The 14,726-nt window shown below is 62.5% G+C and carries 11 protein-coding genes; 5 read left to right on the forward strand and 6 right to left on the reverse strand.

Features of this window, described 5'->3' with window-relative positions; all coding sequences use genetic code 11:
- Positions 1-117: 117 nt before the first annotated feature.
- Positions 118-1,893 (forward strand): aminopeptidase P family protein, encoded by a 1,776-nt coding sequence (locus tag NMA52_RS01630; protein WP_254825884.1) that lies wholly within the window; start codon positions 118-120, stop codon positions 1,891-1,893.
- Positions 1,894-1,957: 64 nt separating this feature from the next.
- Entirely contained in the window at positions 1,958-3,742 is a 1,785-nt protein-coding gene (locus NMA52_RS01635; protein ID WP_254825885.1) for an ABC transporter ATP-binding protein, read from the forward strand.
- A 115-nt stretch (positions 3,743-3,857) separates the two neighbouring features.
- Here the strand turns inward: NMA52_RS01635 and NMA52_RS01640 are convergent, their stop codons facing one another.
- A complete protein-coding gene (locus tag NMA52_RS01640) occupies positions 3,858-4,322 on the reverse strand; it encodes a hypothetical protein (RefSeq protein WP_254825886.1) in 465 nt (154 codons plus the stop codon).
- Positions 4,323-4,635: 313 nt separating this feature from the next.
- Here NMA52_RS01640 and NMA52_RS01645 point away from each other — a divergent pair, with 313 nt between their 5' ends.
- Positions 4,636-5,559, forward strand: coding sequence for a Gfo/Idh/MocA family protein (locus tag NMA52_RS01645; protein ID WP_254825887.1), 924 nt, complete (start codon positions 4,636-4,638; stop codon positions 5,557-5,559).
- Positions 5,560-5,564: 5 nt separating this feature from the next.
- On the opposite strand, the gene NMA52_RS01650 is transcribed toward NMA52_RS01645, so the two are convergent.
- From NMA52_RS01650 to NMA52_RS01660, 3 genes are all read right to left on the reverse strand, one after another.
- On the reverse strand, positions 5,565-6,773 hold the full coding sequence (locus NMA52_RS01650) for a beta-lactamase family protein (RefSeq protein ID WP_254825888.1): 1,209 nt from the start codon (positions 6,771-6,773) through the stop codon (positions 5,565-5,567).
- Between the two features lie 99 nt (positions 6,774-6,872).
- The gene (locus NMA52_RS01655) at positions 6,873-8,336 is read right to left on the reverse strand and encodes an NAD(P)/FAD-dependent oxidoreductase (protein ID WP_254825889.1); all 1,464 of its coding nucleotides are present in this window, start codon (positions 8,334-8,336) and stop codon (positions 6,873-6,875) included.
- A gap of 29 nt (positions 8,337-8,365) precedes the next feature.
- Complete coding sequence (locus NMA52_RS01660; protein WP_254825890.1) at positions 8,366-10,759, reverse strand: glycoside hydrolase N-terminal domain-containing protein; 2,394 nt, start codon at positions 10,757-10,759, stop codon at positions 8,366-8,368.
- Between the two features lie 63 nt (positions 10,760-10,822).
- Between NMA52_RS01660 and NMA52_RS01665 the strand changes: the two genes are divergently transcribed.
- The gene (locus NMA52_RS01665) at positions 10,823-11,857 is read left to right on the forward strand and encodes an alpha/beta hydrolase family protein (RefSeq protein ID WP_254825891.1); all 1,035 of its coding nucleotides are present in this window, start codon (positions 10,823-10,825) and stop codon (positions 11,855-11,857) included.
- Between the two features lie 37 nt (positions 11,858-11,894).
- Here NMA52_RS01665 and NMA52_RS01670 read toward each other — a convergent pair whose 3' ends face one another.
- Positions 11,895-12,713 (reverse strand): sugar phosphate isomerase/epimerase, encoded by an 819-nt coding sequence (locus tag NMA52_RS01670; protein WP_254825892.1) that lies wholly within the window; start codon positions 12,711-12,713, stop codon positions 11,895-11,897.
- A 181-nt stretch (positions 12,714-12,894) separates the two neighbouring features.
- Here NMA52_RS01670 and NMA52_RS01675 point away from each other — a divergent pair, with 181 nt between their 5' ends.
- Positions 12,895-14,064, forward strand: coding sequence for a hypothetical protein (locus NMA52_RS01675; protein WP_254825893.1), 1,170 nt, complete (start codon positions 12,895-12,897; stop codon positions 14,062-14,064).
- 6 nt (positions 14,065-14,070) lie between these two features.
- Here NMA52_RS01675 and NMA52_RS01680 read toward each other — a convergent pair whose 3' ends face one another.
- Positions 14,071-14,724 carry a DUF1801 domain-containing protein gene (locus tag NMA52_RS01680; RefSeq protein WP_254825894.1) on the reverse strand — a complete coding sequence of 218 codons (654 nt, stop codon included), beginning with the start codon at positions 14,722-14,724 and terminating at the stop codon, positions 14,071-14,073.
- Between the last annotated feature and the right edge of the window lie 2 nt (positions 14,725-14,726).

The raw sequence follows: 14,726 nt of genomic DNA on the forward strand, positions 1-14,726 counted from the left end.
CGGAATTCCCGCAGCGGTTCAGTGCCGGAGTGCACCGTTCCCGCGTTCAAAACGTTGCACCTGCGCGCCCGCCAAAAGCCGGAAACGCACGCATTAATACGCTAACTTATTTCGTAGATGACTACCCCGGAAAAACTCGCCGCCCTCCGCCACCAGATGCTGGAACACCAACTCGACGCCTACGTAGTACCGAGCACCGATCCCCACCAGAGCGAGTACCCCGCCCCGCGCTGGGCCACCCGCGCGTGGCTGAGCGGCTTCACGGGCTCGGCGGGAACCCTGGTCGTGACCCTCCACGAAGCAAAGTTGTGGACCGACAGCCGCTACTTCCTCCAGGCCGAAGCGGAACTCCGCGACAGTGGTATTCAACTTATGAAACTGAAGACACCCCACACGCCCGAGTACGCCGACTGGCTCGCCGATCACCTGCTGCGGGGACAAACGGTGGGCGTGGACGGCCGCGTATTCAGCGCAACGGCCGCCCGGCGGCTGGCGAAAAAACTGGAAAAACACGACGTTCAGCTGCGCACCGGCCTCGACCTCCCCGGCCTCGTGTGGAAGGACCGCCCCGGGCTGCCCAACCGCCCCGTAAGCGAGCACCTCTCCGACTTCAGCGGCGAAAAATGGGAGGACCGCCTACGGCAACTGACCGACTGGATGACCGAAAACGGCCTGGACTACTTCCTGGTTTCCGCCCTCGATGAACTGGCCTGGTTGCTCAATCTGCGGGGAACGGACGTCGACTTCAACCCCCTCATGGTCGGTTATCTCGTGGTGGGACGCCGGGGGGATCACGCCGTTTTCGCCGAACAGGAAGAAGCGCTCGACCCCTGGGTGGCCAAGCTGCCCGAGATGAAGCGGTTGCCCTACGGCGAGGCCGCCGCGTACCTGCGCAAGCTCAATGCCGCCGACGCCGACATCGGATTCGATCCGGATACCACTTCCGTGTACCTGTCTACTGCGGCCGGGGGCGTGGAAGTCTGCGGAATCGAAAGTCCCATCCCCCGCTGGAAGGGGATCAAGAACGAGGTAGCCCTGGAGCACCTACGGGAAGTGATGACCCACGATGCCGTCGCCCTGCTCCGCCTCCGCCGGTGGCTCGACGAATCCCTCTCCGCCGGGGTCACCGAATACGAGGTAGGGGAAAAACTGGCCGCCCTGCGTGCCGAATACCCGAACTACGTCAGCGAAAGCTTCAACCCCATCGTGGGATACGGCGCCAACGGGGCCATCGTGCACTACCACGCTACGGCGGAGGGGTCGGCCACCCTGCGCGAAGAAGGTATCCTGCTCCTCGACAGCGGCGGACAGTACCACAACGGAACCACCGACATCACCCGCACCTTCGCCCTGGGGGAACCGACCGCGGAGCAACGCCGCAATTTTACGCTCGTGCTCCAGGGACACATCGATCTGGCCACGGCCCGCTTTCCGGTCGGGACCAGCGGCGTACAACTCGACGTACTGGCCCGCCGCCCGTTGTGGCAGCACGAACTGAATTACGGCCACGGGACGGGCCACGGGGTCGGCTTCTTCCTGAACGTGCACGAGGGGCCGGCGGGCATCAGTCCGAACCCGCGTTCGAAATCCGCCCAGCACCCCCTGGAGCCTGGCATGCTCCTGAGCAACGAACCCGGCTACTACGCGGCCGGCGAATACGGTATCCGCACCGAAAACCTGGTCGTGGTGCAACCCGCGAAGCAGGAGGGTTGGCTGCGGTTCGAGACGGTGACCCTGTTCCCCATTGATCGGCGGCTCATCGACGTGAGTCTGCTGAGCGAAGCACAACGGCAATGGCTGAACAATTACCACGCCCGGGTGCGGGAGAAGGTCGGGCCCTTGCTGAATGGCGACGAAAAAAACTGGTTAGAGGTAGCCTGCGCGGACATCTGACGGCACCAACTATCTACCGGCCGACGCGTTCACACAGTCACGATCTCCGAACTCTCCTTCCCCCTTGGGCGACCTCAAATACCTCAACCGATTCTTCTGGAAGTACCGCTGGCGCCTGCTGCTGGGGATCGTTTTCATTTGTATTTCCAACTACTTCCAGGTCCTGCAGCCCCAGGTGATCCGTGAAGCGCTGGACCTGGTGATCGATTACGTCAACAGCTACCGGCTGTACGACGGCTTTGGTGTGCAGGCCGAGTTCTTCGGTATCCTGAGCCATACGCTCATGCTGTTTGCCGGACTGGTCCTGCTGCTGGCCTTCGTGATGGGCTTTTTCCTCTACCTCACGCGGCAGACCATCATCGTAATGTCGCGCCTCATCGAGTATGATCTGCGGGAAGTCATCTTCGACCACTACGAGGATCTGAGCCTGGAGTTCTACAAGCGCAACAATACGGGTGACCTGATGTCACGCATCACCGAAGACGTGAACAAGGTCCGCATGTACCTCGGTCCGGCCGTCATGTACTGCGCTAACCTGATCTCGACGATCCTCTTCGTCATCTTCAGTATGCTGGCGGTAAGTCCGACACTGACGCTCTATACCCTGATTCCCCTGCCGGTGCTCGCGGTGAGCATTTACTACGTCAGCAACCTGATCCATACCCGGTCCACCCTGATCCAGCAGCAACTCGCGCGGCTGACCAGCACGGCTCAGGAGGTGTTCTCGGGCATCCGCGTGGTGAAGAGCTACGTGCGTGAACGGCAGCAAATCCAGTACTTCGCCAACCAGAGCGATACGTACAAGGACATGAGCGTCAACCTGGCCAAGATCGACGCCTGGTTCTTTCCGCTCATGATCTTCATGGTGGGCGCCGCGACGATCCTGACGGTGTACGTCGGCGGACTGCAGGTCGTCGCGGGCGAGATCAGCGCCGGCAATATCGCCGAATTCGTCATTTACGTGAATATGCTTACCTGGCCCGTGACGGCCATCGGGTGGATCGCGAGCATCGTGCAGCAAGCCTCGGCCAGTCAGAAACGCATCAACGAATTTCTCGACACCAAGGCCACCGTGATCGACCCCCGGCCCGATTACCGGGGCCCGGTGCGGGGGGGCATTACCTTCGATCAGGTGACGTTCGTCTATCCCGACACGGGTATTCGCGCGCTCGACGGACTGGATTTCACCCTCGAACCCGGACAGAAACTCGCCATTATCGGGCGCACGGGTTCGGGCAAGACTTCCGTAGCGGACCTACTCCTGCGGATGTACGACGTGACTTCGGGCCGTATCCTGATCGACGGCCAGGATATCCGCGAGGTAGGCTTGGCCAATTTGCGGCAGCGTATCGGCTACGTCCCCCAGGACGTCTTCCTGTTCTCGGATACCATCCGCGCCAACATCGCCTTCGGAGCCGACCATGACCCGAGCCTGGAGGAGATCGAGCAGTTCGCGAAGTACGCCGCGGTGTATAAGGACATTGCCGACCTTCCGCTGGCCTTTGACACCCTTGTCGGGGAGCGCGGCGTGACCCTCTCCGGAGGCCAGAAGCAGCGGGTGTCCATTGCCCGGGCTCTGATCAAGCGCCCCGATATCGTTATCCTCGACGATGCCCTCAGCGCCGTCGATACGAATACCGAGCAGCAGATCCTGGGCTACTTCAACGAGGCCTTGCAGGATAAGACGGCCATCATCATTACTCACCGCATTTACGGCCACCTTAAATTCGATAAGATCATCGTCCTGGAGGAAGGGCGCGTCGCGGAAGTGGGCACCCACGAGGAATTGCTCGCCAACGGTGGCTACTACAGCGAGATCGTGGAACGGCAGATGGCCGAGGAAGCGTAAGAATTACAACTTATAAATTCAACCTGCGGCTTCGCTCGTACACTGAGCATGACGCAAAAAAAAGCGCAATGCCCCCGTCCGGGAACACTGCGCTGAAATATCAACGGGAAATGGGTTATTCGGACAGCTCCACCAGGTGGGGTTCCCAGTCGGAGGGGATATCGTTGAGGGTATATACTTTCAGTTCTTCCCGCAGGAGGCCGGCGGTGGACCGCGACATTGTCTGGTTGATGAACTCCGTATCGAGTTTGTACATGGCACCGGTCGCCGGGTCCACGATGAGTAAGCCGATCAGTCCGCCGAAGAGAATGTTGCCGAAGTACCAACCATCGAGTTTGTATTCGATGGGTACCATGCCGGAATCGTAACCCTCCATCTCGAAATTGACCACGTACTGGGCCTTGGAGAAAAATCCGCTGCCGGACTTGAGCTTCACCGTAGCGGGTGTATTGCCGCGGTAAACATCGACGCCTTTTTTATCGGTAATGGTGATGCGAGCGCCGGAGGGCGTACTATCGATGACGACGGGGTAGTTGCTCTTACTGACAATACTCGCGCAACTGGTGGAAAAAAGAATCAAACAGGCTAATACACAGGAGGTAAAACGCTGAATCATAGGGGTAAAGGTGAGTGGTGCGCCTACTTCTGTTTTAGGTCCTTTTCGGCATATTCTGACCGGTATCGATTACCGTACCGCCAAGTAAACGGTCATTCACCGGCCCTATTGCTAATATATGATACATATTTGAATGTTTTTGCGCGGCCGCGGGAGCTGGGTATATCCGGAAAGTCCGGTCATCAAACAGTGTCCGTCGACAATATTCGGTATACGACATTCGGTACGGTTGCCCGGTAAAGGTTAAGGGGGTTGGGCACCGACTTATCTTCACCCCATGCCCGAATCTACCCGCCTACGGATCGCCCTCATCGGTCTCGGTGACATTGCCCGGAAAGCATACCTGCCCCTCATGGCGGCCTACCCGGATGTCGACCCGGTGCTCTGCACTCGCCAGACGGAAGTGTTAAGCCGGTTAGCCGACCGCTACCGCATTGCGGAGACGTACGCTTCCCTCGACGAGCTGCTCGCCCGCCCGCCCGCTGCCGCCATGGTCCATGCGGCCACGGACAGCCACGTCGCCATCACGCTCCGCCTGTTGGAAGCCGGTATCCCCGTTTTCGTCGATAAGCCGCTGAGCTATTCGCTGGAGGGGGCGGACCGGATCGTAGCGGCCGCCCGTGATAAAGACGTGCCGCTGTTCGTTGGCTTTAATCGGCGGTACGCCCCCCTGATTCGTGCGCTACGGGATGCGGGTACGCCCCTGCATATCCACTGGCAAAAAAACCGGACCGCCCTGCCCGGCGACCCCCGCACCTTCGTGTTTGACGACTTCATTCACGTCGTGGACGGCCTGCGCTTCCTTGCCCCCGGCCCCGTGGAAAACTTGCGCGTGCACGCTCACTACGCGGCAAACCAGTTGGCCAATCTGCAAGTCCACTGGACGCAGGGCGATATCCTTCTCACCGGAGGCATGAACCGGATTGCCGGCCGGACCGAAGAACGAATCGAGTACTTCACCGACGGACATACCTGGCGCCTGGATAACCTACACGCGGGGAGTCATTACCACGCCGGCGAAATCACCAGGCTGGGCTTCGACCACTGGGAACCTACCCTGACCAAACGGGGCTTCTCCGACATGCTCGATGCCTGGATCGCTACCGTGCGGTCCGGTTGCGCCGATGCAGCCATGCTTGAGGACGTTCGCCTTACCCACGCTCTCTGCGAGGACATCGTGGAGCGGCTCCGGACAACGTAGGGTATTCAGGAGCCCTTCGTGACGTACGGCAGGTAGTTCTCCCACCGCCAGGGCGTATAGGTGTCGCCGACCGTCAGGGCCAGTAGGTCGCGGAAGATGCTCTCGGCATTATCGCTGTTGGCCATCAACAGGACTCCGATTCCCCGGTCGGGAAAGAGGATGGAGTAATGCTGAAAGCCCTCCCCGTGTCCCTCCTTGAAGACCCCCTTCCCGTAGGGCGTCTGCAGGATACCCCAGCCGAGGCCGTAACTGAGTTGAATGTCGTCGTTTTCCGTCGTGTTCACCAGCGACTCCGGGCCGAACTGCATCCTCGACCGGATGCGTATAACCGGGGTAAACAATCGCTCGGTCAGGGGAGACCCCGCGGCGGTGGACCGCAGGACGTGTTGCAGGAACACGGCGTAATCCTCAGGCGTGGTCTCCAGGGAACCGGCCGCGCCGGCCTCATCCTCGGTATCCTTCGGGATCACGCTGCCGTCCGCCAAGTGCCCGTAGGAGAAGGCATCCCCGAAGCGGTCCTGCCAGACGTAGCTGGTCATATCCATCCGTAAGGGGTCGAAGATGCGCTCCCGGGCCAGTTCCTCCAACCCCCTTCCCGTAACGTGCTCGATCGCGTGTTGCAGCAACATCATCCCCTCACCGGAGTAGCTGTATACGGTGCCGGGGTCGGTGTACAGCCGTAATTTTCCTTCGGGCGCGAATTCACCGACGCGGCTGATCCACCGCCAGTTCGGCAGTCCGCTGGTGTGGGCCAGGCACATGCGGGCCGTGATCTCGCGGTAACGTGGGTCATCGGCCAGATCACGGAAGCCCCGCCATTCCCGGTTAAACGCCAGTTCGGGAATGGGCACGTCGAAATATTCCTGTAGCGGCCGATCCAGGTCGATCGTTCCCTCCTCGACGAGGTCCGCCACTAGGTATCCGAATACGGCTTTACTCAGAGAGGCTCCGTAGAATACGTGGTCGGTACGCAGCGTGTCTCCCCGCGAACGGTGGGCGTAGCCGAAGGCCCGACGGTAGGGGACCGTGTCGGGCTGCACGATGGTTACCGTAAGTCCGGCAACGTCGGCCGCTTCCACCAGTTGTCGGATGCGCGCATCGAGGGAGTCGACGGAAACGGTGGTAGCATCGATGCGCTGGATCATTCCGGTTGGCGGGATTTCGGCGGTACACCCGAGAAGAAGCAGGAGTCCGGTCAGGCAGAGAAGTTTCACGAAAAAGGCTTGGGCGGGAACGCGGGAGCAGCGCAAAACCACGTGATCCGGTGAAGGGTAGCGGACAAAGCTAGCCAGCCGGGGGTAAAGTCGTCACGATTAACGGAACTCCAGCACGCCGTCGTCGATCCGTTCGTAGCGGGTGAGCAGCGCATCGGCCAGATAGTTCTGGTACACCCGCCAGGGTCGCCGTGATCCCTGCACGGGCATTTTGTCACCGGCCCGCCGGATGTACCCGGCGCTGAAGTCCAGTAGGGGACGGGGGTCGACTCCGGCTTCCCGTGTGGGTGTCACTACCCGGTACCCTTTACGGTCCATATGGCGCAGGAGGCGGCAGACGTAGTTGGCCGTCAGGTCGGTCTTCAGCGTCCAGGAAGCGTTGGTGTAGCCGAAGGCAATGGCGAAGTTGGGTACGCCGGCGGCGAGCATACCCTTGTAGATCATGATGTCGCCGGTACGGATTTCCCGGCCGTCCACGGTGACCCTGGCCCCTCCGAGCAGACGGATCTTCAGGCCGGTGGCTAGTACGACCAGGTCGGCGGGAAGCTCCCGCCCCGACTCCAATCTAATCCCCCCGGAGGTGAAGCGGTCGATCCGGTCGGTAACCACCGCCGCCCGGCCGCCGCGGATGGAGCGGAACAGATCGCCGTCGGGCACCAGGCAGAGCCGCTGGTCCCAGGGGTCGTAGCGGGGATTGAAGTGAACGTCTACGTCCACCTCCGGCCCCAGTTGTTTGGCGGCGTTGTTCATGATCCACCGCTTGATCCGGTTAGGGAACAGTTGCGAGATGCCGTAGAGGGCCATACTGCCCCCCAGATTGATCCAGCGATTAATGCGGTAGGCCCAGCGCTCCGGCAGTACGCGCCGCATGCGATCGTACGGCGCGTTGCGGTTGGGAATGGTCATGATGTACGTGGGTGACCGTTGCAGCATCGTCACGTGGGCGGCCCGTTCGGCGAGGGTCGGTACCAGGGTTACCGCGGTGGCCCCACTGCCTACGACTACGACCCGTCGATCGGTGTAGCTCGTGTCGTCGGACCAGAATTGGGGATGCACGATTGCCCCCTTAAAATCCGCCTCGCCCGCGAAGGTGGGCCGGTGGGCCTCCGTATAGCTGTAGTAGCCGCTGCACATGTAGAGGAAACGGGTACGGAACTGGCAAGAGTGGTCACCCTTTTCGACGGTGAGGGTCCAGTAAGCGGTGGTACTGTCCCAGTCGGCCCCGATGACCCGGTGCCCGTAGCGGATGCGCTTGTCGATGCCGTACGCCGCCGCGGTTTCCCGCAGGTAGTCTAGAATTTCGGCACCCGCCGCGAGGGGTTGGGGTTGTCGCCACGGCCGGAAGCGGTAGCCGAAGGTGAACATGTCGGAGTCCGACCGCACGCCCGGGTAGCGGAAGAGGTCCCAGGTGCCGCCCAGCTGTTCGCGACTCTCTAGGATAGCGTAGCGCTTAGCGGGGCACTTCCGCTGTAACCAGTAGGCCGTACCAATACCGGACAGACCGGCCCCTACGATGATGACGTCGTAGGTGGGTGGGGAGTCCTGCCGGGTTTGCTCGCTCATGGAAAAATCGTTGCACCCGCGTGCCCGCCCTAAAAGTCGAGCGTGATCCGCTCCCCCCGCTTGAGGGAGACCGGTCGCTGGGTGGACCCGTAAATTACGGTGGTTTGCGCGTCCGCCCGGGCCGTGAGGGTAGCACGTACGGGTTTAGCGTCGGCCCATTCGAGGTCAACGACGAAGCCGCCGCGGGCGCCCATGCCGGTCACGGATCCCGACGGCCAGGCCTCCGGTAGCGCCGGAAGTAGGGTGATGGTGTCTGCGGAAGATTGCATCAGCAGTTCGATGACCGCCGCCGCGCCCCCGAAGTTTCCGTCGATCTGGAAGGGCGGGTGGGCGTCGAGCAAGTTGGGGTAAGTGCCGCCGTGACGGGCCCCCACGGGCGGGACGTAGCGCAGGAGCGTCCGGTACATGCGGTAGGCGCGGTCGCCGTCGCCGAGCCGGGCCCAGAGATTGATGCGCCAGCCCTTGGACCATCCGGTGGTCTCGTCGCCCTTGATCTCGAGCGTCCGGCGGGCGGCGGCGGCGAGGTCGGGGGTAAGGCGGGGCGACAGGTGGTGCCCGGGGTGGAGCCCGAACAGATGGGTCTGGTGGCGATGTTGGGGGTCCTGGTCCTGCCAGTCGTGAAACCACTCCTGCAACTGACCTTCGCTGCCGATGCGGTAGGGGTGGAGGTTGTCGTGAACCTCCCGGGCCCGGGAGGTGAAGTCATTCCGCAGCTGGAGGGTTTCCGCACCGGCGAGGTAATTCGCGAAAAGCTCGCGGAGCATGGCCAGGTCGGCGGTGGCACCGTAGAGGGTGGAGCCGACGTAGCCGTCCGGGGTAATGAACTTCGCCTCCGGGGAGGTCGACGGGGAGGTGATGTAGTGGCCCGCGGTGTCGCGCACGACCCAGTCCAGTCCGAAGCGGACGGCGCCCTCCAGCAGGGGCAGGGCCCGCTCGCGCAGGAAAGTGGTGTCGCGGGTATAGAGGTAGTGCTCCCAGAGGTGGGTCGCCAGCCAGACGCCGCCGAAGTTCCAGTTGGCCCAGTTGGGGTCGCCCTGGCCGTAGTCGCCGACGGGGTTGCTGAGGGCCCAGATGTCGGAGTTATGGGCGGCCACCCAGCCGTCGGTGCCGTAGTACGCCCGGGCCGTGCGGGCGCCGGTCTTGGCGATGTTGCCGATGAGGTCGAGCAGGGGAGTGTGCAGGTCGGAAAGGTTGCCGGGGCCCGCCAGCCAGTAATTCTCCTGGGCGTTGATGTTGATGGTGTAGTTGCTGCTCCACGGCGGACGCAGGTGGGGGTTCCAGAGTCCTTGCAGGTTAGCCGGTACGCCGGGGGTGCGGGAACTGGAGATGAGCAGGTAGCGGCCGAAGTTGAAGTAGAGTTCCTCCAGGGCGCGATCTTCCTCCCCCTCGGCGTAGCGCCGCAGGCGGGCGTCGGTGGACAGGTCGGGGGCATCGGTGGGTCCGAGATCGAGTTGGAGGCGATCGTAGAAGTTTCGGTAGTCGGCGACGTGGGCGTCGTGAAGGGCGGCGTACTCGCGCTGGCTGGCGGCGGCCAGGGCTTCGGCGGCCAGGGCCCGGTTATCCAGCCCTTCGGTGGCGGGGTTCTTATCAAAGCCGTTGAAGCTCGTAGCAATGGCCACCAGGATCACCGCCTCGTTCACGCCGGCAAGCTGGAGAGTGGTATCGGTCGTGGTGACCCGTCCGCCCTCGTGCTTCACCCGGAAGAGGGAAGTGAAGCGGGTGCCCCGCTCCGGATCGAAACGTACGGCATCGGGCATCCGGCCCCGGTAGCTGGGCTCGGCGTGGTAGGGGGCGTAGCCATTGACGTGTAGATCGCCGTCCCGAACCTCAGTAGCGTACCGTAAGAGGCTGCTGAAGCGCAGGGTCGCGTTGACGGCGCCGGGCCGGTCAGCGGTGAGGCGGATGGCGATCACCCGGTCCGGGTGGGACACGAAGTATTCCCGGCGAAGGGTGGTGCCCCCCGTGCGGTATTGCGCGCGGGCGGTGGCGGTCCGGAGGTCGAGCTCGCGGCGGTAATCGGTAGTGCCGGTGGGCGTGTCGAAGTCGAGCAGCAGGGTGCCCAGGGGGGCGTAGGAATCCGAAAACGGGCCCTGCAGTACTTTATTCAGTGAGTCGGCGGCGCGGTAATCCTCGGCGGCCAGGGCGGCGCGGATGGCGGGAAGATTGCCGGCCACGTCGGGAAAGTGGGAAGAGTCGACGGGTTCGCCGGACCAGAGGGTCAGGTCGTTGAGGTAAATAGTATCGGTACCCGTACCTCCGAAGACCGATGCTCCCAGGCGGCCGTTGCCGAGCACCAGGCTTTCCTCAAAGTAGCGGGCCGGGCGGTCGTAGCGCAGGAGCTCGTCGGCGGCCGTCTGAGCGGTGAGGGGTAGGCAAGCCGCGAGCAGGCAGCATGAGATGGTGTAGCGCATGGGGGTCAACATGGTCGTCAAATTACTGCACGGAGCCCGTACCGTCCGGTTGTTACCTTGCGGAAAAAACCTGGTATGCTCCGCTCCCTATGGCTGTTTTCATTCCTCCTGCTCGCCGGTTGGCTGCCGGCCCAGTTCGGTGGGGGTACGGTAACCATCGATTCCCTCTCCTCACCGCGATTGGATAACGCCTTCGGGGAGCCGACCACGCGGGCCATGTCGGTCTACCTGCCGCCCGGCTACGCCACCTCCACCGTCCGTTACCCGGTTATCTACTATCTGCACGGCTTTCTCAACGATCATACCCTCACCGTCGAGATGATCGCCACCCTCGACGAAGCCATTGCCGCGGAACGGATTCCGCCCTTCATCCTGGTCGTGTCCGACAGTAAAACCCAGGTCGACGGCAGCTTCTACAGCAACTCCGGCTTCGGCAATCTCGAGGATTACCTGGCCTACGACCTGGTGAAGCACATGGACGCGAACTACCGGACCCGCCCCGACCGCCTGAGCCGCGGCGTCACCGGGCACAGCATGGGGGGCTACGGCGCCCTGAAACTGGCCATGCGCCACCCCGACGTATTCAGCAGCGTATACGCTCTGAGTCCGGGCGCCCTGACCGTGGTCGGCGAGTACGGTCCGAACAGCGATACCTACCGGGAATTGGCGGGCATCACTACGATGGACGAGCTGCTGAAATCCTATTTCCCGAAGGTGATCGTGGCCTTCGGGCGCGCCTGGTCACCCAACCCGAACAAGCCACCCTTCTACGCCGACATTCCCTTCGCCTACGATGCGGATGGACTGCTCGTTGTCGACCCCGCCGTACTCGATAAGTGGTACGCGGAGATGCCGGTCCACATGATCGATGCGTACCGCGAAAACCTGCGGTCGCTCACCGCCATCAAGCTCGACTGGGGCCGCAATGCCGGCGACCGCTTCGTGCGGCAGTGCGAAATGTTCAGCCAGCGACTGGAGAACGCCGGCGTGGCCCACTTTGCTGAGGAGTATATCGGTACCCACACCAGCGACATCTTCACGCCGGGCGGACGGGTATCCACGGATATGCTGCCCTTCTTCGCGGAGTATCTGGAATTCGCGGCGGAGTAGGGCGCGCTAAGAATAGCAGGTCGGCTGATGCACGACGCTACAGGAAGCGCTGTACGTAGCGCTTGAAGAACTCGGCGCTGTCGGCTACGCTGCGCAGGGGAGTGTAGGTATAGTTACCGCCCTGCTCGAGGTAGTAAAATTCGAGACCGGCCCGTGCGGGATCGGGAAGGATGGTGGTGTAGTCGATGGTGCCGTTGCCGAGTTCGGTGTAATCGCGGGAAACGGGGTGCATGTCCTTGATGTGCCACATCACGTAGCGGCCCGGCTGCGCCGCGACGAGTTCGCGGGGCGTGGTGACCCCGGCGTGCATAACCCAGTACATGTCGATCTGCAGCTTGACCAGGGCGGGGTCCGTCTCGTTGACGATAAGATCGTAGCCCCGCTGACCGTCGTGCTCCTCGAATTCGAAGCCGTGGTTGTGGTAGGCGAACCCGAGTCCGGCGGCGGTGACCCGTTCCCCGATGCGGTTGAGCAGTCCGGGTAGGCGGCGGTAAGTTTCCATAGTGCGCTGCTCGGGGGCCATCCAGGGCCAGGTGACGTAGCGCATATTCAGGGCCCGGGCACCCGTAATGCAATGGTCGACGAAGCGGTCCAGCTCGTCCGCGGGGCGGTCCAGGTAGGGCGCAAAGCCGAAGTGACCGCTGGATACGGTAAGGTCCAGGTCGTCCAGCACCCGCCGGAACTCGGCGGCCGGGTAACCATAAAATGCTCCTTGCTCCTCGTCGAAGCCGTACACCTCGAAATCTTCGTAGCCCATGGCCTTCACGGCCCGTAGGGTGCCGACGGGATCCTTCGCCATGTCATCGCGGATGGTGAAGAGCTGGAGTCCCATTTTGTACCGGGGGGTGGGGGGCATAGGCAGGACCGTTGCGGGTAAGCAGACGGACGCGCCCAACGTGGCCGCAGTGGTAAGAAATTGTCTGCGCTTCATCCAGGAGTCGATTTGGGCGTCAAAGTAAGGAAGTTTGGTCCGGGAGATATCGCCCGATACTCCGTATCATACTTTCCTGAGGCGCGTGCCCCCCAAATATAGCTCCATGACCGACCGAACCATCACCGTTGGAATTATGAAAGTCGACGTGGGCGGCGAGGATGCCCGCGGTCTGAGCCGACTAACCGAACAGGCCACCGACACCTTCACCCGGGAGCTTCGCCGGGAGCCCCGGCTCCGTATTCAATCCCTCACCTTCGCGGGGCCCCACCTGACGCCGGATCGCGAAGGTTACCGTGCCCTCGACTTCGTACAGATCGGCATCAACGAAAAGACCGAGCGCCGGCTGGCTTTCTTGCTCATCGTGACGGAGGTCGAAATCACGGCTTCATCACTCTCATACCTGCTCGCACTTCCCTCCCAACTGACCAACGTAGCCATCCTGTCGACGCGCCGGCTGGCGGACTACGGGTCGGAAGACCTCAAGGATCATGCGCTGCTCGCCGACCGACTCGGTACGCTCATGTTGCACAGTTTCGGCCGCCTGCTGAACCTTCCCTACCACCCCGACAACACGAACTATATGGCCCGCATTCGGGTGCCGGAGGATCTCGACGCGATGCATCATTTCACCGAGGAACAGTTCGCCCGTATGGCCGACAACCTGCCGGAAGAGGCTAACGACCGCTATTCGGAGGGGAATCGGTTTTCCTTCGTACTGCGACAAACGGCGGCCAACCTATCCCGCATCGTGCGCGGTGCCCTGCGGGCAAATCCCATACGCATCGCCACTAAGTTGCCCACCATGATCGCCACGGCCCTGTCGGTGATCGTCCTGCTCATCTTTGGCGGGGAGACGTGGGACTTTGCCGCCTCCGTCTCGCGCGGCCAGCTGGCGGTGTTCGTCGGTGCCAGCTTTGCCGCGGCGACCTTCGTACTGTACCGGGCCTTCTCCTTCAAGCTCGTGGGTACCCGCAACGGCAAGATCTCCGAAAGCTCGGTCGTGACCGCGGGAGCTACCTACCTGGCGCTGGTACTGACGCTGTGCTGTCTGTTTCTCCTTTTCGGCCTGCTGATGTACGGGGTGGTCGTGTTCGTATTCCCCGATCCGCTCATGGACAACTGGACGTCCGACCGGGATGGTTCTACTCCGGGGGCTCACCTCCGGCTCGTCATCTTTCTGGCCGCGGTGGGCGTACTGTCGGGATCGCTCGGAGGGTCGGCCGATTCCCGGTCGGTAGTCCGCAACGTGCTCTTCGCGGTGGACGAGACGTAAGTCCGTTTAGTGGTATTTATGCGAACCGTCGCAGGTCGGCATTCGCCGGGAGTGTCCGCAAATGCAGTCGTTCAGGCCCTTCCCGGCAAGAATGCGGGGGGCACAACGCTCGATGCGGGCCGTACGCGTCGCCGACTGCTTCGCCCCGGAAAAGTGCAGGAGGTAAGCACGCCGGCGCCCGGGCGTGAGGGCGGCGAATGACCTTTCCAGCGCGGGCTGGGCGGTAAAACGGGCGGTGAGTTCGGCGGGTAATTCCGGACTGGCGGACCGTCGCTCAGGCTTCAGGTCCGCCCGCTCCGCCGCGATGGCCTCCTCAATGTAAGCACGCAGGATCGGTGCGAGCCGGTCAATCTCTTCGGTACCGGTGAAGCGCAGGAGGCGGGGGACCCGGGTGTTTGCTCCGGGTTTCAGGAGGATGCCGTGGGGATCGCTCAGGACCGCGCCCCGGAAGAAGGTCAGGGTGCAGTTTGTCTTGAAGCGACCGAGCAGAATGACGTTGCGGTCTGCGTCGGTGTAGCAGGGGGTACGCCACTTCCACGTTTCGTCCAGGCCGCTGGCGAGGACGATAGCACGCAGACGACTCAGTTCGGCCGACCACGGTTTGGCGGGGTCGAAGAAGGCTTCCAGGTCCGGATGACCGTACGGGGGCGGGGTGGCCATAA

The organism is Lewinella sp. JB7, from assembly GCF_024297185.1.
Classification (GTDB): Bacteria; Bacteroidota; Bacteroidia; order Chitinophagales; family Saprospiraceae; genus Neolewinella.

Excerpts from the sequence above, each read along its gene's own strand:
- NMA52_RS01655 (WP_254825889.1), bottom strand. The coding sequence starts at position 8,336 with ATGAGCGAGCAAACCCGGCAGGACTCCCCACCCACCTACGACGTCATC.
- NMA52_RS01680 (WP_254825894.1), bottom strand. The coding sequence starts at position 14,724 with ATGGCCACCCCGCCCCCGTACGGTCATCCGGACCTGGAAGCCTTCTTC.
- NMA52_RS01675 (WP_254825893.1), top strand. The coding sequence starts at position 12,895 with ATGACCGACCGAACCATCACCGTTGGAATTATGAAAGTCGACGTGGGC.
- NMA52_RS01660 (WP_254825890.1), bottom strand. The coding sequence starts at position 10,759 with ATGTTGACCCCCATGCGCTACACCATCTCATGCTGCCTGCTCGCGGCT.
- NMA52_RS01670 (WP_254825892.1), bottom strand. The coding sequence starts at position 12,713 with ATGCCCCCCACCCCCCGGTACAAAATGGGACTCCAGCTCTTCACCATC.
- NMA52_RS01645 (WP_254825887.1), top strand. The coding sequence starts at position 4,636 with ATGCCCGAATCTACCCGCCTACGGATCGCCCTCATCGGTCTCGGTGAC.
- NMA52_RS01665 (WP_254825891.1), top strand. The coding sequence starts at position 10,823 with ATGCTCCGCTCCCTATGGCTGTTTTCATTCCTCCTGCTCGCCGGTTGG.
- NMA52_RS01630 (WP_254825884.1), top strand. The coding sequence starts at position 118 with ATGACTACCCCGGAAAAACTCGCCGCCCTCCGCCACCAGATGCTGGAA.